The following is a 22,107-nucleotide window of genomic DNA, read 5'->3' as shown; positions in this document are numbered from 1 at the left end:
GATTTCGACACGGTCAGCTCACCCCTGACCGGCCTGCTCTCACCTCCCGCGGATGTTCCTCATCGGACCAGGCGGGCGCACTGAGGTGTCCCGCTCTGCACCGGATGGCGGGCCACCGAATCCTCACGAGGGCCACAGCACCCCGGCGCTCTCCGCCTCACCCCAGCGCGATCGCCGACCACGACACGGGCGGCAGCGTGACGGTGAGCCGTCCACCGTCGACCGTCACCGTGTCGTTGCCGTGCACAGTGACGCGCTCCGGGTCATCGAGAGTGTTCTTGGCGTAGACGTCGTCGTCGCTCAGGGTGTGAGCTTCGAGCACAGAGACGTCGCCGAGACCGGCGATCTCGACGGTGACGGTGATCGCCTCGGTCTGGCTCCGGTTGACGAGGAACACCGCAGACCTGCCGGCGTCGGCATCGTGGGTGGCCACGGCATCCACCAGCGGCACCTCGCCATAGGCCGTCGTCTCGTAGGTTGGGGCGTCGAGTTTGAGCTCCAGCGCCTCGCCCTGCGCGAGGCGCGAGGTGATCGAGAACGGGTAGAACGTCGTCTGCCGCCACGCCGGGCCGCCCGGCTCGGTCATGATCGGCGCGATCACGTTGACGAGCTGTGCGAGCGAGGCGCTGGTGACGCGGTCGGCGTGCTTGAGCAACGAGATCATCAGGTTGCCGAAGACAACGGCATCGGCGACGGAATAGACGTCTTCGAGCAGACGCGGGGCGATCGGCCAGTTTTCGATCCCCTCGATCTTGTCAACGCCGTGGAAGCGGTCGATGTACCAGACGTTCCACTCGTCAAAAGAGATGTCGATCCTCTTCGTGCTGCCGCGCACGGCGCCGACGTGATCGGCGGTGGCGACGACGGTGTCGATGAAACGGTCCATGTCGACGGCCGAGGCCAGAAAGGAGCCGAGGTCCCCACCGCGCTCCTCATAGTAGGCGTGGCACGAGATGTAGTCGACGTCGTCGTAGGCGTGGGTGAGCACAACCCGCTCCCACTCGCCAAAGGTCGGCATGTGAGCGCTCGACGAGCCGCAGACGACGAGCCTCACACTCGGGTCGAGCTGGCGCATCGCTCTCGCGGTCTGCGAGGCGATCTTGCCGTAGTCGTCTGCGGAGCGGTGACCCAGCTGCCACGGACCGTCCATCTCGTTTCCCAGACACCACATCTCAACCGCGAACGGCTCGTCCCTGCCGTTCGCCCGCCGCCGCTCACTGAGCTCGGTGCCACCGGCGACGTTCGCGTACTCGAGAAGGTCGAGCGCCTCCATCGTGCCCCGGGTGCCGAGGTTGACGGCCAGCATCAGATCGCTGCCGACCTTCTCCAGCCAGGACGAGAACTCGTGCAGACCCACCTCGTTCGTCTCTGTCGAGTGCCACGCGAGGTCGAGCCGGCGCGGTCGCTCTGCGCGCGGGCCGACCGAGTCCTCCCACCGAAAGCCCGAGACGAAGTTGCCCCCGGGGTAACGGATGGTGGAGACGCCGAGTTCGCGGACGAGTTCGATGACGTCGTGGCGAAAACCCTCAGCATCCGCCAGCGGGTGGCCGGGCTCATAGATGCCGTCGTAGACGTGGCGGCCGAGATGCTCGACGAAGCCGCCGAACAGGCGGCGCTGGATGCGTCCGGTGACGAAGTGCGGGTCGATGGTCAGACGTGCGGTGGGCATGCGGTCCTTCTGGTCGAGCTGATGGCGCCTCAAGCGACGAACGCCGCTTGTGGTGCGTGTGCGGATGAGTATGCGGCGTTCGGGGACTCCGCCGCGGCGAGCGCCGGAGCCCCCGAATGCCGGCTACCGGTAGATCTCGATCTGGTCGAGTTCGGCGAATCCGGTGTCGTGGGCGAACACGATGGTGTTCGCCCCGGCATTCAACGACACCGTGACGGTTTCGAACAGGAACGAGTTCCAGTCGACGGTCGGGTCGTACGACGCGATGACCGGGGCCCCGCCGTTGACGGTGACCGCATGGGTCGCCGGCGCCGCCAGGCCGCTGGAGTACCGGATGCGCAGCTCATAGGTCCCCGCTGTCGGCACGGTGACATTCGAGAACGTGACGGTGCTCGCCGCGTCATTGATGTAACCGGCATCCGCTCCCGCGACGGAAGCGGAACGCGGCACGAGGGCGGCTCCGCCGGCGAGCGTCGCGTCGGCAGCCGCGTACCGTGTCGAGTTCAGCGGCATGGTCGCCGACACAACGTCGTGCATCCCCACGCTGTTGTTCACGCTGGTGATCTGGATCAGCTTGGAGTTGTCGAGCGTGGCCGTCGTGCTCTGGCTGAACCCGGCCATCGTGACGATGTCTCCCGTGATCTGCACCGGTTGCGGCACCGGGGTCCAATCACCGACCCCCAGGGTCGTGTTCGTGAGCAGCATCGACTTCGTCGATCCGGCGGCGGTGACATAGCGCTGGCCGTTGACGACAAGCATCCCGTTCGGGCCGCCGGCATCGACCCAGATCACCTGTGGTGAGCCGAACAAGAAGTTGCCGTCCGGGGTGGCGAGCAGGTCCCCGATGTCCACCGGATCGCCCCAGTCCTGACCGTCGTCAGAGAAACGGCCGTAGACGGGCACCTCGGGAAGGCCGACGATCTCGTAGGCGCCGAAGTAACGGCCGTCCGGCAGCTTGGTGACCGTCATCATCCCCGGTCGCGTCGAGCGGTCAGGCACGGCGATGTCGTTGACGACCGGCCCCCACGTGAGGCCGCCGTCTGTGGATGTGCGGTGAACGATCGCCTGGAGGATGTCGTTGGCCTTCTGCCGCTCGTCTGAGTACGACACAACGATGTCGCCGTTCGCGTCGAGGTAGATCTCCGGCTCCCAGATCGCGGTGGTGGTCGACGTTGGACTCGGGTCGTAGACCGCTGGGCCGCCGACGTCGATCGTCGAGAGATAAGTCCAGCTCGCCCCGTGGTCCGAGCTCTTGTACAGGACGAGGGTGGTGGAGCTCTGGTCCACCGGCTGCACCGACCCGGCGAGCAGGATGGTCCCCGCGGGCATCGTGCCGACGGCCTGTGGCAGCTCGAACAGGTCGGGCTGGCCGCGAAGGCCACGGTTGTAGGTTGTGTCCTCCACGTCGGTGAGGTGGGTCCAGGTGGTGCCTTCGTCGGTGCTCCTGTAGATCGGGAAGGACATCGGATCGGTGTAGATGTCGTGCTCGAACGTCGCGAGCACGGTGCCGTTGGCTGCTCCGCTGTGACGCAGCGTGATTCCGTGGGTGTACACCGGGGCGGATGAGCTGGTCGCCGGCTCCGAATAGATGACGGACGGCGGTGCATCCGTCGCATGGGCGGGTGCGGCTGTGAGCGTCGACGCCAGCACCAGAACGGATGCTGCCGTCACGATGGATCGGGCGGCGAATCTTCGTTGTTTCATCGTGTTCCCTCTCTCTTTCGTTTGTGCACGGTCGTGCACGTCTTCTCTGATGCGATGCTCAGGCGATCTCGCCCAGTGCGTGAGCGCGGAACCGGTCGGCGAGCTCGGTCCGTTCCCGCCGGAGCCTGCCGTCGGATTCGCGGACGAGGCGCCACAGGCCCATCGGGATCTGGTAGTCGTCCAGCTCACCGCCGTCGTGCCGGTAGCCCCACTCATACATGTCGATCAGCGACCACCAGGTGTAGCCGACGACGTCGCGCCCGCGTTCCCGCATCGCACGGACCGCGGCGACCGAGGCATCGAGCCAGTCGATGCCTTCCCTGCCCGGCCCGGTGAACGCCGTCTCTGTGAGAAACACGGGGCGGCCATACCGGTCGGCGAACGTCTCGAGCACCCGCTCGAGGCCGTCCGTCCAGGCGTTGCGCCGACGACGGAAGTCGCCAGGGCCGCCGTGGTGCGGATCGGTGACCGAGACGATCTCGGTCTGCCCGGCGGGGTAGTAGTTGACACCCATCACATCCGGCTGCACGGCGTTGTCCGCCGCCCAGGCGATCACGTCGTCGTCCATGCCGTTGCGGTTCAGGAATCCGAGCAGCTGATGATCGGCGCCGACCTTGCCGGTGACGAGATCCTGGATGATGAACGCGCGCTCGCGCAGGAATCCCGCCTCGTCTTCGGCTTCGGGTGCGTCGGCCTCGAAGGGGAACGACGCCTCCACGTGCACGAACGTCGCCTCGTCTCCGACGGCGTCGACGATCTGACGCTGAGCCAGGACGATTCCGCGGCTGAGGGCAGAGATCAACGAGACGAGGCCCGTGTCGCCCTCTGCATACGGCGGCCAGTAGCCGTACAGCCCGCAGTAGATCGCGTTGAGCATCGGCTCGTTCAGCGGCGTGAAGCAGGTGAACCGGCCGCGATAGCGTTCCGCGACCATCGCGGAGTACTCCGCGACCCTGGCCGGGTAGTCGGGGTTCAGGAACTCGCGCTCGAGCCATCGGGGAGTCCCGTAGTGCATCAGATCGACGATCGGGGTCACGCCGACCTCTTCGAACCGATCGGCGACCCGGTCGATCCACGCCCAGTCCCATTTTCCCTCAGCCGGATTCACGCGATGCCACGGGATGCCCCACCGCGCCATCGAGGCGCCTGCCTCTCGCATCAGCCCGAGATCGGCGTGCCACTGGTCGTAGTGCTGTGTGAGCTCGTATTCGTCGAGTTCGCGCTCGCCGGGCCTGGTCTGGGTGATGAACGTGTCCTCCAGCCCCACGGCGAACAGAAGATCGTCGGTGCGCCACCATTCACGGGTCATTCGTTTTTCCCTTTCATCTCACTTCATTCCGCTCGTCGCGATGCCTTCGATGAACCGGCGCTGCACAACGAGGAAGGCGATCACCATCGGCAGCAGGGCGAGCACACTGCCGGCCATGAGCAAGCCGTAGTCGGTGACGTGCTCGCCCCTGAAGAGGGCGAGTCCGGCCGGCAGCGTCTGCATGTCGGGTGTGGTCGTGACCATAAGCGGCCAGAGCAGGTCGTTCCAGTTGGCGATGAGGTTGAACATCGCGATCGTGAGCACCGCGGGCGAGGCGAGCGGAAGCATGATCCGCGCGAAGATGCGCAGCTCGCCGGCTCCGTCGATGCGCGCCGCGTCTTCGAGGTCTTTCGGCAGCCCGATGAAGAACTGCCGAAAGAAGAAGATCCCGAAGGCGTCGGCCACGCGCGGGATGATCAGGCCGTGAAAGGTGTTCACCCAGCCGAGCTCGACGAGCAGGGAGTAGAGCGGGATGAAGGTCACCTGGATCGGCACCATCAGGGTGACGAGCACCACAACGAACAGGATGTTCTTGCCCGGAAAGTCGAAACGCGCGAAGGCGTAGCCGGCCATCGCATCGAGGACGACGGAGACGGCGGTGACGACCCCGGCGAACAGCACGGTGTTCATCAGCTGACGCCCGAAGGGGATCCGTTCCCAGACGTGCACGTAGTTCTCGAACGTGAACGCCTGCGGCACCAGGCTGAGCGGCGCGGACGCCAGGTCCCCCTGTGTGCGGAACGACGTGGTGAGCATCCAGACGAACGGCAGCAGGAAGGCCACCGAGACGACCGCGAGCACGAGAACGGTCAGGACCGTGCCCACGGGGCGACGCGAACGCCTGTGGGGAGCCGGGGTCCGCGCGGACGAACGCAGGGCGGGACGGATCAGCGCGTCGGTCATCATCAGTACTGCACGGTCCTCTTCTGAAAATACCTCAGCTGCACGAGGCTGATGACGAGCACCAGGGCGACGAGCACCCACGACATCGCCGAGGCGTATCCGATCTCGAACTGCTCGATCCCCGTCTTGAAGATCAGCATCACAAGCGTCTCGGTGCGAAAGTAGGGCCCGCCCCCGGTCATCACATAGATCTGGTCGAAGGCCTGCAGCGAGAAGATGACGGCGATGATCGAGACGAACATGGTTGTGTTCGACAGCAACGGCCAGGTGACGCTCGTGAACATCCGGATCGGTCCGGCACCGTCGATCCTGGCCGCCTCTTTCACATCGCCCGGGATCGACTGGAGACCCGCGAGATACATCACCATAAAGAACCCGACATTGCGCCAGATGCCCACAAGGATGACGGCAGGCATCGCCAGCTCCGGGTCGCGGATGCCGTTGCCGATCGGCATCCCCAGTTCGGAGAGCCACGCGGCGACGAAGCCGATCTGCGGGTCGAGCATGTATGACCAGGCGATGGAGATGATCCCGAGCGAGGCGATGAAGGGGAGGAAGATGGCCGCGCGGAAGAATCCGCGCAACGGCAGACGCCGGTTCAGCACGATGGCGAGCAGGAGCGCCGCCGCTATCGACGCCGGGGCCGTGCCCACCGTGTAGACGAGGGTGTTCAGCAGGGCGTTCCCGAACCTCTCGTCCGAGACCACCCGGGCGAAATTGTCGAGCCCGACGAACTCGGCGCTCCCGAAACCCGTGTCGTCGGTGAGCGAGACCCAGGTCGACCGGAGAACCGGCCAGATCACGAACACGCCGAGCACGATCAGCGCCGGGGCGAGGAACAGCAGCGCCGTGGTGGTGCGGCGGCGGTCGAGCCGCCGCACCACCCGCCCGCGTCGGGGCGCGCTCGTCGCAGGAGCGGAGAGAACCATCATGACCCGTCGATCGATGTCTATGGGAGGAGCGCGTCGATCTGATCGGATGCCGATGGCAGGACGTCGGCAGGAGCGCCTTCGCCGTTCGTCATCTTCTGCAGTGCGGGGATGAAGATGTCGTCGAACACCTTCGCGAAGTCGACCACCGGCCCCCCGGGGAAGAACGCGGCGTCCTGCGGTTGCGCGAAGGCCACCGCTGTCGGGTTCTCGCTGATGTCCGCGGGATCGATGTCGGTGCGGTTCGGCGGGTACGACGTCTCGATCGACCAGTACGTCTGGGATTCGACGGAGTTCCAGAAGGCCATGAAGTCGTAGGCCGCATCGCGTTCCGCATCGTTGACGTCACTGTTCAGCGTCATGGAGGCCCCGACGGCGACCGACGACTGCTCGGCAGGCCCCTCCGGCACCGTGGCCACCCCGAAGTCGACCCCCGCGTCGCGATATCCGGTCGCCGCCCATGGCCCCTCGATCACATACGCGGCCCGGCCGGCTTGGAAGATCGCACCGGCGTCCACTCCGCTGAGGCCGACGGGGGAGATGTGCTGGTTGCGGATGAGATCGACCCAGTACTCGGCCGCCGCGATCGACTCGGACGAACCCAGCAGCGATTCGGTCCCGTCGGCAGAGACGACACCACCGCCCCACGACCACAGGAGCGAAGCCCACACCGGCACGGCCGCATGATCGGCGATCACGAACCCGTACTGGTTGGTGGTGTCCTTCCCCTCCACGTACTCGGTGAGGGCGACCGCCTGATCCGCGAGCTCCTCCAGCGTCTTCGCCGGCTCGGGGATCCCGGCGGCAGAGAGAAGGGTCTTGTTGTAATAGAGCATCGCCGTCGCCGCGCTCATCGGCACCCCGTAGCGCTCGTCGTTCCATGTGGTCGCGGCGATCTGCGCCTCGGGAAGCTGCGAGGGATCGAGATGCCCGTCCTCGTACAGCGCGTCGACCGGCTGGATGACCTTCTTCTCCGCGAAGCCAGGCACCTGAGACGGATCGACCGCCACGATCGTCGGGCCGGTGCCCGACTGGAACGCCGGCAGCAGCTTCTGCCCCATAACGTCGCCTGGCATGATGTTCAACTCGACGACGACGTCGTCTTGCGACTCGTTGTAACGCTCGACCAGCGCCTCGACGGCCGGACGGTCGTCAGCCGTGAAGCTGTTCCAGAACGTGATGGTGGTGGGTCCGTCCGCGGTGTTCTCACCCGGACCGGAGCATGCGGCCAATGCCGTCGCCGCGACGGCCACAATGCCGGCCGCGGCAAAGATCTTTCTCTTCATCGCTGTTTCCTCTCACGGTGCGTGGGACACCCTTGTCACTGGGAAGGCGAGCTCGAGCCACCCAGATCCCGCAGAGGAACCTCGTTGAACCCAAGTCTCTACAACGTTAGAATGTAAACGTTGTAGAACAATAGTGGCCAGGAGCAATGGTCCTGTCAAGTAGTGAGCAGAACCATTCAGCGAACGCGGGGAGCCGACTCGCGTTCGACGATGCGAAAGTCGGCGAGCAGCTCACGCGGACCCCCGAGAGCGTCACCCTGCGCGATGCGCTCCAGCAACGTCGACACGGCGGTTCTCGCAATCCAGGAGCGCCCCGGATCGACGGTCGTCAGCGAGGGGATCGAATACTCAGCCTCGTCGAGCTCATCGAACCCCACAACGTCGACATCGTCGGGAACCCGCAAACCGGCCTCCTGCAGAACCCTCATCGCCCCGAGAGCCAGCGTGTCGTTCAGACCGAAGACCGCATCGAACGACGCGCTCCGCGCGAGCACCTCCCGCATCGAACGGGCACCGTTGGCCCGATGCCACAACGTCGTATATCCGACGATCGACTCGTCGAACTCGATGCCGGCGGCGTCGAGCGCCTGTCGATACCCGCGCAGCCGCAGACCGGCAGAGCCGATCACCTCACCGGCGTGCGCGCCGATGACGGCGATCCGCCGGCGCCCCGAACCGATGAGATACTCCGTCGCCGCACGCGCAGCGTCGATGTTCCGCATCGTCACATGATCGGTCGGGCCGTGGAAGATGCGCTCGCCGAGCAACACAAGCGGATACGCGACATCCAGCGCCGAGGCATCCTCTTGACCCATTCCCAAGGGGCTGAAGATCAGTCCGTCTGTGAGCTTCAAACGCGGGCTGCGCAACAGCTCAAGCTCGCGATCCCGGTCGCCACCCGTTTGCTGGACCAGGACGACGACGCCAGCCTCTTCGGCCTCGTGGATCACCTGCGCCGTGAGCTCGGCGAAATACGCCAGGCTGAGGTCGGGGACGGCGAGCGTGATCGCCCCCGTGCTGCCCGACCGGAGGTTGCGCGCCGTGAGATTCGGTGTGTATCCCAGCTCCGCGACCGCGACCTCGACCTTGTCGCGTGTGGCGGGTCGGATGTGCGGATACCCGTTGATGACGTTCGAGACCGTCTTGATCGAGACTCCCGCGAGTCTCGCCACGTCATGCAGCGTCACAGCCATGAAACAGGCCCCTTTCTCCGCCCACTGTACAACGTTGTACCGACGAGAGCGTGCACATCAGCGAGGCTGCACATCACCCGGCTGTCCACGATCAGAGGATGCATCCGATCGCTCGAGTCTTGCAAGGCGCCACACGGGCGTCTGGTTCCGTTGGCTGCCTCGTCGACACTCAGGGCACGCGGACCAAGGGGTCGGACCACAATCATCCTCCAGCCGCAGCATCCGGCACCTTCGGCTGAGGCGGAGACACCACCGGTCGCCATAACGTCGAAAACATGACCACCCTGCTCTCCGCAGCTCGCACCTCGGCGGGCCCGCTGCTCACGACCGACCTCGACGCGGTCGCCGCCAACACCCGGTTCTTCGCTCAACGAGCAAGCGGTGAGCTCATCGCCGTGGTCAAGGCCGACGGCTACGGCCACGGCGCCGCGGACGTCGCCCGCACCGCCCTCGCCAACGGGGCCACGCGACTCGGCGTCACCACCATCGACGAAGCACTCGCGCTCAGAGAAGCCGGCATCTCCGACCCGATCCTCAGCTGGCTCAACCACATCGACGCCCACTTTCAACAGGCCGTCGACGCAGGCGTCGACCTCGCCGTGCCGAGCATCGAACACCTGCGGGCCGTCACCGCCACAACGGGCGTCACGCGCGTGCACCTGCACCTCGACACCGGCATGGCACGCGACGGCGCGGAGCCGACCAGCTGGATCACCCTCTGCCGCGCCGCCCGCGAGGCCGAGCAGAACGGCCAGATCGAGGTCGTCGGACTCATGGGCCACCTCGGCGACGCCGAAGACCCGGGCGCACCGCGCAACAGCACCGGCCGGGCCGTGTTCGAGTGGGGGCTCGACGTGGCACAGCTCACCGGCCTGCACCCGAGCATCCTGCACCTGGCCGCCACCTCGGCCACGCTCACACTCCCGGGAACGCACTACACGGCATCCCGCGTCGGAGCCGGGCTCGTGGGCATCGACCTGTCACACACCGCGACGCTCGTCCAGCCGATGACCCTGACCGCACCGATCCTGAGTGTGCGAACGGTGCCAGGCGGCACGACCGTCGGTTACGGCCACGACTGGGTGAGCCCACACAGCACACGGCTGGGGCTCGTCGGCCTCGGCTACGCAGACGGCCTGCCCCGAAGCTCGACCGGCCAGGCCGAGGTGCTCGTGCGCGGCCGGCGGATGCCCGTGGTCGGCCGGATGTCGATGGACCAGTTCGTGATCGACCTCGGTGACAGCGGTGTCGCCATCGGCGAGACGGTGACCGTGTTCGGCCCGGGCGCCGCGGGGGAGCCGACGATAGCGGAATGGGCAGAGTGGGCGGCGACGATCCCGCACGAGATCGTGACGCGTGTGGGTGCGCGGGTGCGGCGGCGAGTTGTCGGTGGAGCGTAGTCGTTCTTGCCCGCACACGACTTCGGAGAACTTTCGTTCTGGGCTCTCGTGCCACGGTGGGGTGGACGCTCCACAGCCCTGATCTCCGAAGCTGTGCACATCACTCCGGAGCGACTGCCCGCGCGGTGCGCTCCGGTGTCGAGCCTGTCGAGCGGTGAGGGCGCGCGCCGCAGTGGGATACGAAGATCCTGCGTCGGGCGAACCGCGACCGGCACGGGAAGAGGCTATGAGCGCGAGCGAAGGCCAGTCTGGGCGGTAGTGACCTTTTCTCGTGCTGATTGCCTTCTGTCGTGCCGCCTCGACGTGGAAGCCCAATATCATCCTCTCGGCGAAGGCATCGGTACGTGCGACGGAGGACTCGGCGGCGCGGGTTCCGTATCGTCGAGGGCATGACCACGCTGCACCCCCTCGCGCGCCTCGGCACGATGAGCCGCCTGCGCGTCGCCGTGATCGGCGGCGGGCGCAACACCGAGCACAACGTCTCGCTCGCATCGGCGGCATCCGTGGTGCGGGCGCTCGATCCGACCCGCTACGAGGTGGTGCCCCTCACGATCGACACCATCGGTGTCTGGCACGATGCCGCCGGCGCCGCGATGGGCATCGGCCGGGCGATCGAGACCCTGAGCGGATGCGACGTGGCGATTCCCATGGTCCACGGCCGCCACGGAGAAGACGGCACCCTCGCGGGCCTGTGCGAGATGGCGGGGGTTCCCTATGTCGGCTCGGGGGTCGGCGCGGGCGCCGTCGCGATGGACAAGCACACCACCAAACTGCTCGCCGCCGCGGCCGGGATTCCCACGGCCCCCGGGGTGGTGCTCGACCGCTCGACGGCGCACGCCTATCGCTACAGGCATCCGGTGGTCGTCAAACCCGTTGCGGGCGGCTCGAGCATCGGGGTGTCGCTCGTGACGGATGCCGCCGCCCTGACCACCGCGATCGACACGGCCCTGGCCTCAGACGACCGTGTGCTCGTCGAAGACGTGATCACCGGCCGCGAGATCGACATCGCGGTGCTACGCCGCGCCGACGGCTCCGTGCTGGTGTCGCCGACGCTCGAGATCGAGATCGACGGCCTGTTCGACCACACCACCAAGTACGACGGCGGTGCGGTGTTCCGGGTTCCGGCGGCGCTCGACGACGACACACGCGCGGAGCTCGAGAGTGCCGCCGTGCGTGTGTACAACACGCTCGGGTGCTCGGGCGTCGCGCGCATCGACTTCTTCGTGACCGCGAACGGGCCCGTGCTCAACGAGGTGAACACCACACCCGGGTTCACCGCGCAGTCACAGGTGCCGCGGATGTTCGCGGCCGCAGGCATCGGCTATGCAGAGCTGCTCGACCTTCTCGTCGACGATGTCCTCGAGGTCGCCGGCACCTCAGGCGCACGAGAATCGAACCGAACTCCGGCGATAATGTGAGCATGCATCCGTCACCCGCACGCCCGTGGGCATCCGAGGTGGGCGCGGGCGTCGTTGTTGCGGTCATGGGTCTGCTCGAAGCGTGGTTCACCGCGGCATCCGGCTATGGCGGCAGCGTTGTGCCCTATGCCATCGCACTCGCCATGGGCTTGGCGACCGGTCTTGTGCGGCAGGCAGGATGGGCGTCGTTCGTCATCGTGTGGGTGGCCTTCGCCGTGCAGGTCGCGAGCGTCACCGACATCATGGTCATCGAGCTCGCCGTCATCGCCATCGCCTTCGGCTTCGGCCGGTGGGGATCGAAGCCTCTGCTCTGGGCGAGCGGCCTGTCGATTCCGGTCGCGACGTTCCTCGCCCTGGGTTACGTCGCGGTCCTGGCCGATGGGATCTGGGCCACCCGCATCGCGCGCAACCTCATCGTGCCACTCGACGATGGCGGTGTCTACTGGCCGATCGTGGTGCTGCCGATGATCGCCGGTGTGCTCGCCGTGCCCTGGCTGGCCGGCCTCGTCGTGCGCTACTCCGGTGCAGCTCGGGCCTCACGAGAATCGCAGTCCCGTGCAGAGGCCGAAGCGCTCACGGCGCAGAGGGAGAGCGCGCAGATGCACGAGATCGCGACGTTGCGCGAGGGCCAGGCCCGGCTCGCGCGCGACGTGCACGACGTGGTCGGGCACTCGCTCACGGTGATTCTCGCCCAGGCTGAATCCGCCCAGTTTCTCGACCGCGCAGACACCGCAGCGCTCAAGCGCACCATGTCGAACATCGCCACATCGGCCCGTTCGTCGCTGCACGAGGTGCGGGCGGTGCTCGCCTCGCCAGACGGGGCCGCCGGGTACCACAGCGATCTCGACACCCTCATCGAGGGCACACGCGCGAGCGGCAGCGAGATCGCGGTGACCGACACCGGCACTCCGCGCCCGCTGCCGCCGGAACTGGCGACAGTCGCCTTCCGTGTGCTGCAAGAGATGCTCACCAATGCGATCAAACACGGCCGGCGCGGTGGCTCCATCGCCGTCGCGCGCGACTGGGGCGACACGTTGCGCATCACCGTCACCAACGACGTCGACGACGGCGCCGATGCCTCTGCAGCGCTGACCATGCACGGCGGCGGGAACGGGATCGAGGGCATGCGGCGACGACTCGAGTCCGTCGGCGGGAGGCTCGACGTGCTGCAGACCGGCGGGGCGGCGAACGCCGATGCCACGAGGAGCGATGCCACGAGCGGCGATGCACAGGCCGCGGATGCCTCGCCCGCTTCGTCGCTCGCTGACGGCGCAACCGTCACGGCATCCGCCTGGCTGCCGGTCCGATCCAGCCGCATAACGGGAACGGTGATGCGATGACCGAGGCCATCCGGGTGCTGCTCGTCGACGACCAAGACCTCTTTCGCGAGGGCATGCGCGTGATCATCGACGCGCAAGAGGGTATGGAGGTGGTGGGCTCTGCGGGCGACGGCGCTGAGGCGGTCGAGCTGGTCGACTCGCTCTCGCCCGATGTCGTTCTGATGGACATCCGTATGCCGGAGCTCGACGGGGTCGAGGCGACGCGGCAGATCTTTCACCCGGAGCGCGCCCGCCAGCGGACGCAGCCCGTGCGGGTGCTCGTGCTCACGACGTTCGACCTCGACGACCGCGCGGCCACGGCCATCCGCTATGGAGCGAGCGGGTTCATTCTCAAAGACACAACACCGGCGATGCTCATCGACGCGATCCGCACGGTGCACGCGGGCAACGCGGTGCTCGCGCCGCAGGATCTCTCGACTCTGCTCGACGGTCAGTTCCGCGCGCGGACGGCGGCGCCGGATGCCTTCGGCCTGCTCACCGAGAAGGAGCGCGACGTGTTCCAGGCGGTCGCACGTGGCGCCTCGAACGCCGAGGTCGCGTCGACGCTGTTCACGAGCGAGTCGACGGTGAAGACGCATGTCGGTTCGATTCTGCGCAAGCTCTCGCTGCGCGACCGGGTGCAGATCGTGGTGTTCGCCTACGAGTACGGGTTGATCTGAGGCGCTCCGCGGGGCAGGCGCCGGCGCAGCCGACCGCGTCGGCACGGCTCTGGCCCCAGCGGGCGAGTGTCCGAAGAAGAAGCGACTAGAAGATCGCCACCGGATTCACCGGCGAGCCCGTGCCGCCAGGGATGTTGAGCGGCGTGACGGCGAGCGCAAAGGTGTAACGGCCGGTCTCACGGCACACCCGTCCGAGCTCGTCGAGGTCGAGGTTGTCGAGCAATGGCACCCCGGCCATCGTGAGCGCGAGCACATGGATCGGAAGAGTGACCAGCTCGACCGGGCTCGGTCGCACGTCGGTCTCACCATCGGCGCCGAGCATGGCGACACCGCTGGCGAACAACCACGGAACAGCCTCGACGTGCACACCGGCGCCAGCGGCATCCGGATCCCATGGGCCGAGCTCGCGGCGCCGACGGTCATGCCCGGACCTGAAGAGAACAGCGTCGCCGTTCTGCAGCTCCACACCCTGCGCGTCGAGCACTCGGCGGATGTCGCTCAACGACCACGCCGTGCCGGGTTCGGTCCACGATGCTCCGCCGGCCGCCGCCATGTCGACGAGCACACCACGGGTGACCAGCGCGCCGAAGTCGGTGACGTCGCCCGATGCCATGCCCTCGGCAGTGAGCGAGCCCGTCGCCGACACGCCGCCGAAGATCTGGTCGTCGTATGCGATGTGCGAGAAGGCGTCGATGTGGCTCATCGTCTTGCCGTGATAGTCGACGCCGATGAAATCCTTGTAGCACGTCGGCTCTGTGTCGCCATCGGCGAGGATGCTGCCGATGTCGCTCATGTAGTGAAGCGCGGGGCGGTGGTTGTCGACGGCGGGCTGCACCGGCCAGGGTCGCCCGAGCGAAATGACCCGGCCAGAGGTCACTCCGGCCAGCGCGGCGACCGTCCGCTCCGGCGTGATGCGCGTGAACAACGCCGGCTCATCGGCGACGCCGGGTCGTCCCCACACTCTGACCGCTTCAACGATCTCGTCGAAGCGGGCTTTGCTCACGGTGTTGCGTCTCTCCATGTTTCCTCGTCTGGTCGACCCCGCAGGCCGGTGAGCGGCGCGAGGCGCGTGCGGGGTTCCCGGCGTCGTATGACGGCGGGAACCCCGACCTTCTAGAAGTCGTACTCCTCGATGTTCTCGGGCGTGAACACAAGCGGATCGCTCAGGGTGACGAACAGGCTGACATCGTCTGTCTCAGGAGAGTACTCGCCCAGGCGGCCCGCGTCGAACGGCTCCCCTTCGGCGACGTCGCCCTCAGCGAGCGCATACGCGGCGAAGACCGTGAGATATCCGTGATCGATCGGGTTCCACAGAACCGCTGACGTGAGGGTTCCCGTCTCGAAGTACTGCTTGATCGCGTTCGGGGTGGAGTTTCCGATGACAGCGATCTCGCCGGACAGTCCGAGTGACTCGACGGCCTGCGCTGCGCCGGGCAGAGCAGCGGTTGTGATGGCGAAGATTCCTTTCACGTCGGGATATGCCCTGAGGATGTCTTTGGTCTGGTTCATCGCGAGCTCTTGGTCTTCGCCGCTCTCGGTCGTTGTGATGATGTTGAGACCGGGGTGCGCCTCGGCGATGCGGGCTTGGATCCCCTCCAGCCAGGCCGACTGGTTCGGTGCGGTCAGTGTCGACGTCACCACGGCGACATCCCCTTCTTCACCGACCTGCTCCGCCATCTGGTCGGCGAGCTCAGCGCCGAACGCCTGCGCGTCGACGAGCTGGACGAACAGCTCGCGAACGTCTGCATCCCCGTCCCATGACATCACCTTGATTCCGGCGTCTTCCGCCTGTTGCAGCGCGGGCGCGACGGCGGCCGGGTCATTCGCGGCGATCGCGATCACGTCGACCTTGGCGTTCACCATGTTCTGGATGATCTGCACCTGAGCGCTGGCCTCTGCCGTGCTCGGACCGTTCCAGATGACCTCGACCGCGTCGCCGAGTTCGGCCGCCGCCTCTTCGACCCCCTCCTGCACCGCCTGATAGTAGGGGATGCCGTTGATCTTGGGGATGATAGCGATCTGCAGGGTGTCGGCGTCTGCATCGCCGCCGGCCGTCGGGGCGGCGCCCATGCTGCATCCGGTGAGGGTGAGTGCAAAAGCGGCCGCCGTGGCCGCGATGACTTTTCTGAGCTTCATTGCTGGTCTCCTTGTTCGTGTGAGTGCACAGGGGTGGGTGGGACGGCTGGGGCGGGTGGGACGGATGGCGTCGATGCGGGCCGCGCCTCTGGCCTCTCACGGATGAGGACCGGCAGCCAGCGGTAGATGATCGCCGTCAGAACAAGCGCGGCACCGACGAACATCGTCTGGATCTCGGTCGGCACAAAAGCGATCGAGAATCCGTTCTGCATCAGGGCGATCACAACGGTCGCGAGAAGGGTTCCCCAGAGAGTGCCCCTGCCGCCCGTGAGCGCAGCGCCGCCGACGACGACGATGGTGACGGCCGCAAGCTCGTAGCCGCTGCCGAAGTTCGCCTTCGCGCTGGACACCATCGAGCAGAAGACGAGTGCGGCGACGGCGCTGAGAAACCCCGACACGACATAGGCGGACAGTGCCATCGTGTTCGATCGACGGCCGGCGAAGCGCAGCGCGGTGGCGTTCGTGCCGAGGGCGTAGAGCATGTCGCCGTATGCCGTGCGGGTGAGAACGACGTATGCGACGACGAACAGCAGGAGCAGACAGATCAGTGGCATCGGAATCCCCGCGACGTAGCCCCGCCCGAGGAACGCCAGGTCTGCGGGTATCGGGAACGACCGGCCACCGGACAGAGCGAGGGCCAGCCCTGCGTATACCGCCATCGTCGCGATGGTGACGACGATCGAGGGAAGACCGAGACGGCTGATCAGGATGCCGTTGACGAGGCCGCTCAGCGTGCCCACGACGAGCCCGAGTACGGCCGCGATGACGAGGGGAACACCGAGCTCGACAAGCAGGCCGACTGTGACGGAGGTCAGGGCGAGCATTGAGCCGACGGACAGGTCGATGCCTCCGATCAGAATGACGAAGGTCATCCCGATGGCGAGGATTCCGAGGGGGGTGGCGAGCGCGAGAGCGCTGAGCAGGTTCCCGATGTCGAGAAAGTGCGACGACATCATGCTCATCGTGACGAGAACGACGAGCAGCAACACGGTCAGCACGACCGCGGGCAGAGAACGGGCGGCGGCTTTACGCAGCACGGCGGTTTCCCTTCGAAAGAGCGGCGGGCAGGCGAAGCGGCATACCGTCACCGCGCCGTTTGATGACGGAGAGCGTCAGCGCAGCGAGGATGAACAGACCCTGAAGCGTCTGCGACCACAGCGGGTCCAGGTGCAGAAAGGTGAGGGCGGAGCTTGTGCCCTCGACCAGCAGTGATGCGAGGACGATGCCCAAGACGGTGCCCGTGCCACCGAAGACGCTGGTGCCGCCGACCACCGCGATCGTGATCGCAGCGATCGTGATCGATGAGCCCAGATTGGTTTGCGCCTGACCGAGCCGTGCGACGGTCAGCGATGCGGCCAGCGCGAGGAGCATCCCGTTGACGACGAAGACCGACCCTTCGACGACGCGCACCCTGATGCCGGCGAGCCGTGCCGCCTCGACGTTCGAGCCCACGGCGAAGATGCTCCGCCCACCACGGGTCTGATTGAACAGAAACCACGCGACCGCGAGCACAACCAACGCGATATAGATAGGCACGCCGACACCGGCGAGGGAACCCTGCCCGATCCAGGTGAAGTCCTCTGGCAGTCCAACGATCCACAGCCCGCCGTTGGTGAGAAAGATGAGTCCTCCCGAGAAGAGGCTCGACGTGCCGAGGGTCGCGATGATCGAGGGGATCTGCAGAACCGTGATGAGGATCGCGTTGATGAGACCGAGCAGCGCCCCGACGCCGACGGCTATCGCTATCGACGCGACCGGGCCCGTGTCGGAGGCCGCGGCAGACGCACCAGCGATGCCCGAGATGGCGAAGATCGCACCCGCGCTCACGTCGATGTGCCCTGTCGCGATGACGGCGAGCGCACCGATTCCGACGATGGCCGAGATGGCGACGTTGATGCCGAGGTCACCGAGGTTGGCCGCGTCGAAGAACCTCGGTGCGAGCACAAAAAGCACCACGAAGACCACCACCAGAAACCCAGCGATGGAGTAGTGCGAGGAACGATCCGTGTACATCGTCAACCTTTCACGGGCGCAGAGCTGAATGCGGCGGCCATCACGTCTTCTGGATCGGCGCCGCGCGCGAACTCAGCAGCGATTCGCCCTTCCCGCATCACGAGGGTGCGGTCTGCCATGCCGACCAGTTCGGGAAGGTCCGACGAGATGAGGAGCACACCGATGCCCTCGGTCATCAGCCGGTCGATGAGGTGATGGATCTCTTCTTTGGCGCCGATGTCGACACCGCTCGTCGGCTCTTCGAGCACCAGCACCGACGGGTTCGTCGAGAGCACACGCGCGATCAGGGCCTTCTGCTGATTGCCGCCCGAGAGGTTTCCGATGGCAAGTTCGGGCAGCAGAGGCTTGACGTTCAGTTGCTTCATCGCCCTGAGCGCCGCGGCCTTCTGCGCCGACCGACGGACGAACCCGAGCGACGAGTAGCGCTTCACCGTGTTCACCGTGATGTTCGCGATGAGACTGCGGAAGGCGAAGATACCCTGACCACCGCGGTCGCCCGGCAGATAGCCGATGCCCGCGCGCTGTCTGGCCCACGGTGTGGGCTTCACGGTCTTTCCGCCGACGGTGAGCTGGCCGCTTGTCTGCGGGTGCAGCCCGGCGATGCACTGGGCCAGCTCAGACCGACCGGCACCGACAAGACCTGCGAGTCCGACGATCTCGCCCGCGGCCACCGTGAGGTCGATATCGCTGAAGGCGTCGCCACCCGAGACACCCCGCAGCGTGAGCACCGGGTCACCGGCGTCTGTGGGCGTTCGCGCATAGAGGCTTTCGACGTCACGCCCCACCATGTGACGGATGACCCACGACTCATCGACCTCGGCCGTCGGGGCGACGGCGGCGGTCACCCCATCACGCAGCACAGTGATGTGGTCGGCGAGACGGAACACCTCTTCGAGACGATGGGTGATGTACACAACGGCGACGCCGCTCTGCTTCGACTCGACCAACAACCGATGAAGGCTTCTGAGCTCTTGATCGTTCAGCACCGACCCGGGCTCGTCGAGAATCAGGATGCGAGCGTCACGAAGCAGGGCGCGGGCGATCTCGACCTGCTGGGCGGTGGCCTTGCTCAGCGAGCCGAGCCGGGCGCCGAGCGGTATCGACATGTTGAGCCGCGCGAACAACGCTTCGGCCTCGGCACGCATGCCCCGCCAGTCGATGGTCGCTCCGTTGCGCTTCCACGCTCCGAGGTAAAGATTCTCGAGCACTGAGAGGTCGCCGGCGAGGCTCGTCTCCTGATAGACGACGGCGATGCCCGCCTTTGTCGCTGCGTTGGGGTTGCGGAACCGAATGGGAGTGCTGCCGAGAACGATTTCGCCGCCGCTGGGTTGGTGGGCACCCGCGATGATCTTGATCAACGTCGATTTTCCGGCGCCGTTCTCGCCCAGCAGGGCATTGATCTCTCCCGCGAAGAGCGAGAAGTCCACCGAGCGCAACGCCTGCACTCCACCGAAGTTCTTCGCGATGCCTGTCATCGAAAGAACGGGCTCCTGGGTATCTCTCACGGGATACACCTCCTTGTGTGCTGTATAGACAATCACGGCGGATCATCCGTTGTCAACAATAGATCAGTAGTACTGTCAACGCTGATTTTCGAGCGCGCACAACGACCTCGACGGCGCGGATGGCGTCAGCCGGCCTCGGGAAGATCCGCAATGATGCGGTCGGCGGCTTCTCGCATGTGGTTCTTGAGAAAGAGGCGACCTGCTTCGGCATCTCCTTGCTCAAGCAGGTCCACGATCGGAGCATGTCGTGAATGCGCCATGTTGGTCAATGCGCGGTCAGGGCCCGCGGCGGTCATCGCTGCCCGCGCCAGCCCGCTCACCCCGATCCATGACTTATAGAGCGTCTCGTTTCCGCTCAGCCGGCACATGGTGGCGTGGAACTCCAGATCGGCCTCGAGGCGGTCGTTCAACGTTCCGCCCTCGCTGCGAAGCGGCTCGAGCTTCGCCCGCAGCTCGTCGACGATCCGCTGACGTTCGTCGCTCTGACAGATCTGCTCGAACGCCAAGGCCTCGAGCGCGCTGCGCACGGCGAAGATGTCGTACACCTCGCTCTTCGAAACGACCCGGACCGATAGGCGACCTCTCGCATCCGTGCTGAGCAGACCTTCTTGCTGCAAGTGCCTGAGAGCCTCGCGCAACGTGCCGCGACTGATCGACAGCGCCTCGCTCAGCTCGATCTCGGCTAGGTGAGTGCCAGGGGGCAGCTCACCGCTGCTGATCGCCTCACGCAGCCGCGCCAGGCTCAGCTCACGCAGATTCTTGCGGTCGATCCCGCCGAGTGACCTCAGCTTCGCCTGTCTTTCGATAGTCATCTGGCCTGCCTCCACGAAGACACAACACCACGTCGTGATCTCACATGAATGCTACGGCAACGTGCAGGGCCGGCCCATGCGGCGGGTGACAGGCGCGACCACACGGCGTCAGTAGATATGTGAGCCTCCGTTGATGTCGTAGGTCGCACCGGTGAGGTATCCGGCGTCATCGCTCAGCAGGAACGCGAACAGCGCAGCCACTTCGCCGGCCGTCGCTTGGCGACCGAGCGGAACATCCGCCGAGAGCTTTGCTTCGAGCTCGGGTGACGTGGCGCCGGCACGGATGTCGGTGTTCACCACTCCCGGCGCGACGGCGTTCACGGTGACACCTTGCGGCCCCAGCTCACGGGCGAGTGCTCGCGTGAAACCGAGGATCGCGGCCTTTGCTGCGGAATACGGCACACCGCCGAAGACCCCGCCGCCCCGTATAGCCGAGACCGACGACATGTTCGCGATTCGCCCGTAACCACGTTCGGCCATTCCTCGTGCGACGCGCTTCGTGACGATGTATGTGCCGCCAGCGTTGATCGACAGCACGCGATTCCACTCGTCGAGGGTGGTGTCGAAGAATCGGTTGGGTGATGTGATGCCGGCGATGTTCGCGAGAGCACCGATCTCGGGCATGGCCGACTCCACGGCCGAGATCGCCTCGTCCACTGAGTTCTCGGCTGTCACGTCCGCGGGCAGGCCGATGGTCTGTACGCCGAACTCTTCGGTGATCTCTGCCGCCACCTCGGCCGCCGCGGCCCCGTCAAGATCGAGCACCGCGACACTCCAGCCGTCTCTGGCCAGACGACGAGCCGTCGCCCTGCCGATTCCGCGTTTCGAGCCCGCACCCGTTACGACGGCTGTCTTGTTCTTCTTGGTCATTGTCATCTTTCTGTGTGGTGAGAGAGAGGCGCAGACGCCACAGAGCCGAGGAGTCCGCTGATGTATTCGCCGGCGGCTTGTGCCGCGGCGGGGCGCTGGTCGTCGGCGACGTCCCGGGTCTCGAGCTCGAGGGCGAGGGCACCTGTGTATCGATGCTCTGCCAGTGCCGCGACCAGGTCTTCGAAGTCGACCACACCGTTCCCGATGCTGTGGTGGATGTGCCCGGGCTCGGCATCGCGCAGATGCACATGGCGAGTGCGCTGCCCCGCCAGAGCGAGAAATTCACGCGGCGTCGCTCCGGAGGCCGTGATGTGGCTCACGTCGCACACCACGCCGATCTGCGGCGGCAACAGCTCGAGCAACGCCCGCGTACGATCCAGGTCGAAGCACAGCCTGAAGAAGTGCGGCGCCTCGACCCAGAGCTCTAGCGAATGGCGCGCGGCTCGCTCGGCGATCCAGGTCAGCTCGCCGACGACCCTGTGCAGATCAGCGTCGAGGTCATCGTTCGGGGTGTGGGATGAGCGCCCGTTCGGAAGCACCAGCGCGTGAGCGCCGGTCGCCACACAGAGCTCGATGAGCCGGTCGACGTGCCGAGAGCGCTCGGCCGCCCCGACCGCGCTGAGCGGCACGTTGAGGTCACCGACATCCGCGTTGATCGACCGCACCCGGAGCTTCGACGCCTTCACCACGGCGGCCACGTCGCCAACCGCTTCGCGATCGAGCTCATACGGAACGTGATCGCACACGCCGGGCAGGGCACCGAGGTCGATGGCCGTGAACCCCAGTTCGGATATGGTGTCGAGCGCTTCGTCGAGCGGCAAGTGCCGAAGCGTAATCGTCGAGCAGATAACTCGCTCGGTCTCCACGGTTCCTCCTCGTCCATGAGTACACAGGGATGCTACTTGTTATATTGTTGACAGTCAAATAGTCAGCAACGGTATAGTCCTTCACAAGGCCTCAC

General features: G+C 66.2%; 19 protein-coding genes. 4 read left to right on the top strand and 15 right to left on the bottom strand.

Annotated elements, in window-relative coordinates; genetic code table 11:
• Positions 1-157: 157 nt before the first annotated feature.
• From arfA to ACYVF5_RS14435, 7 genes are all read right to left on the bottom strand, one after another.
• Entirely contained in the window at positions 158-1,669 is a 1,512-nt protein-coding gene (arfA, locus tag ACYVF5_RS14465) for an arabinosylfuranosidase ArfA (protein ID WP_460947639.1), read from the bottom strand.
• A 123-nt stretch (positions 1,670-1,792) separates the two neighbouring features.
• On the bottom strand, positions 1,793-3,373 hold the full coding sequence (locus ACYVF5_RS14460; protein ID WP_460947637.1) for a CBM35 domain-containing protein: 1,581 nt from the start codon (positions 3,371-3,373) through the stop codon (positions 1,793-1,795).
• Positions 3,374-3,431: 58 nt separating this feature from the next.
• On the bottom strand, positions 3,432-4,682 hold the full coding sequence (locus ACYVF5_RS14455) for a family 1 glycosylhydrolase (RefSeq protein WP_460947635.1): 1,251 nt from the start codon (positions 4,680-4,682) through the stop codon (positions 3,432-3,434).
• 18 nt (positions 4,683-4,700) lie between these two features.
• Complete coding sequence (locus ACYVF5_RS14450) at positions 4,701-5,585, bottom strand: carbohydrate ABC transporter permease (protein WP_460947633.1); 885 nt, start codon at positions 5,583-5,585, stop codon at positions 4,701-4,703.
• 2 nt (positions 5,586-5,587) lie between these two features.
• A complete protein-coding gene (locus tag ACYVF5_RS14445; protein ID WP_460947631.1) occupies positions 5,588-6,517 on the bottom strand; it encodes a carbohydrate ABC transporter permease in 930 nt (309 codons plus the stop codon).
• 17 nt (positions 6,518-6,534) lie between these two features.
• On the bottom strand, positions 6,535-7,800 hold the full coding sequence (locus tag ACYVF5_RS14440) for an ABC transporter substrate-binding protein (RefSeq protein WP_460947629.1): 1,266 nt from the start codon (positions 7,798-7,800) through the stop codon (positions 6,535-6,537).
• 176 nt (positions 7,801-7,976) lie between these two features.
• Positions 7,977-8,993 carry a LacI family DNA-binding transcriptional regulator gene (locus ACYVF5_RS14435; protein WP_460947627.1) on the bottom strand — a complete coding sequence of 339 codons (1,017 nt, stop codon included), beginning with the start codon at positions 8,991-8,993 and terminating at the stop codon, positions 7,977-7,979.
• Between the two features lie 275 nt (positions 8,994-9,268).
• Here ACYVF5_RS14435 and alr point away from each other — a divergent pair, with 275 nt between their 5' ends.
• The 4 genes from alr to ACYVF5_RS14415 all read left to right on the top strand — a co-directional run bounded on the left by alr (position 9,269) and on the right by ACYVF5_RS14415 (position 13,810).
• Complete coding sequence (gene alr / locus ACYVF5_RS14430) at positions 9,269-10,393, top strand: alanine racemase (RefSeq protein ID WP_460947625.1); 1,125 nt, start codon at positions 9,269-9,271, stop codon at positions 10,391-10,393.
• 389 nt (positions 10,394-10,782) lie between these two features.
• A complete protein-coding gene (locus tag ACYVF5_RS14425; RefSeq protein ID WP_460947622.1) occupies positions 10,783-11,811 on the top strand; it encodes a D-alanine--D-alanine ligase family protein in 1,029 nt (342 codons plus the stop codon).
• A gap of 2 nt (positions 11,812-11,813) precedes the next feature.
• Positions 11,814-13,151 (top strand): sensor histidine kinase, encoded by a 1,338-nt coding sequence (locus ACYVF5_RS14420; RefSeq protein ID WP_460947620.1) that lies wholly within the window; start codon positions 11,814-11,816, stop codon positions 13,149-13,151.
• Positions 13,148-13,810, top strand: coding sequence for a response regulator (locus ACYVF5_RS14415; RefSeq protein WP_460947618.1), 663 nt, complete (start codon positions 13,148-13,150; stop codon positions 13,808-13,810). The genes ACYVF5_RS14420 and ACYVF5_RS14415 overlap by 4 nt, the downstream gene beginning before the upstream one ends.
• 85 nt (positions 13,811-13,895) lie before the next feature.
• On the opposite strand, the gene ACYVF5_RS14410 is transcribed toward ACYVF5_RS14415, so the two are convergent.
• The 8 genes from ACYVF5_RS14410 to ACYVF5_RS14375 form a co-directional block, all read right to left on the bottom strand.
• Complete coding sequence (locus tag ACYVF5_RS14410; RefSeq protein ID WP_460947616.1) at positions 13,896-14,831, bottom strand: cyclase family protein; 936 nt, start codon at positions 14,829-14,831, stop codon at positions 13,896-13,898.
• A gap of 92 nt (positions 14,832-14,923) precedes the next feature.
• Positions 14,924-15,946, bottom strand: a complete 1,023-nt coding sequence (locus tag ACYVF5_RS14405; protein WP_460947614.1) for a substrate-binding domain-containing protein — start codon at positions 15,944-15,946, stop codon at positions 14,924-14,926.
• On the bottom strand, positions 15,943-16,983 hold the full coding sequence (locus ACYVF5_RS14400) for an ABC transporter permease (RefSeq protein ID WP_460947612.1): 1,041 nt from the start codon (positions 16,981-16,983) through the stop codon (positions 15,943-15,945). Before ACYVF5_RS14400 ends, ACYVF5_RS14405 begins: the two co-directional genes overlap by 4 nt.
• Entirely contained in the window at positions 16,973-17,959 is a 987-nt protein-coding gene (locus tag ACYVF5_RS14395) for an ABC transporter permease (RefSeq protein ID WP_460947610.1), read from the bottom strand. The genes ACYVF5_RS14400 and ACYVF5_RS14395 overlap by 11 nt, the downstream gene beginning before the upstream one ends.
• A 2-nt stretch (positions 17,960-17,961) precedes the next feature.
• Positions 17,962-19,464, bottom strand: coding sequence for a sugar ABC transporter ATP-binding protein (locus tag ACYVF5_RS14390; protein WP_460947608.1), 1,503 nt, complete (start codon positions 19,462-19,464; stop codon positions 17,962-17,964).
• Positions 19,465-19,589: 125 nt separating this feature from the next.
• Complete coding sequence (locus ACYVF5_RS14385) at positions 19,590-20,276, bottom strand: GntR family transcriptional regulator (protein WP_460947606.1); 687 nt, start codon at positions 20,274-20,276, stop codon at positions 19,590-19,592.
• A 108-nt stretch (positions 20,277-20,384) separates the two neighbouring features.
• Positions 20,385-21,146 (bottom strand): SDR family NAD(P)-dependent oxidoreductase, encoded by a 762-nt coding sequence (locus tag ACYVF5_RS14380; RefSeq protein WP_460947604.1) that lies wholly within the window; start codon positions 21,144-21,146, stop codon positions 20,385-20,387.
• 2 nt (positions 21,147-21,148) lie between these two features.
• On the bottom strand, positions 21,149-21,967 hold the full coding sequence (locus ACYVF5_RS14375) for a sugar phosphate isomerase/epimerase family protein (protein ID WP_460947602.1): 819 nt from the start codon (positions 21,965-21,967) through the stop codon (positions 21,149-21,151).
• Positions 21,968-22,107: the final 140 nt, after the last annotated feature.

Source organism: Okibacterium endophyticum (assembly GCF_054780075.1).
Note: the sequence above shows the minus strand (reverse complement) of the source record. Positions and strands in the feature narration are given on the sequence as shown.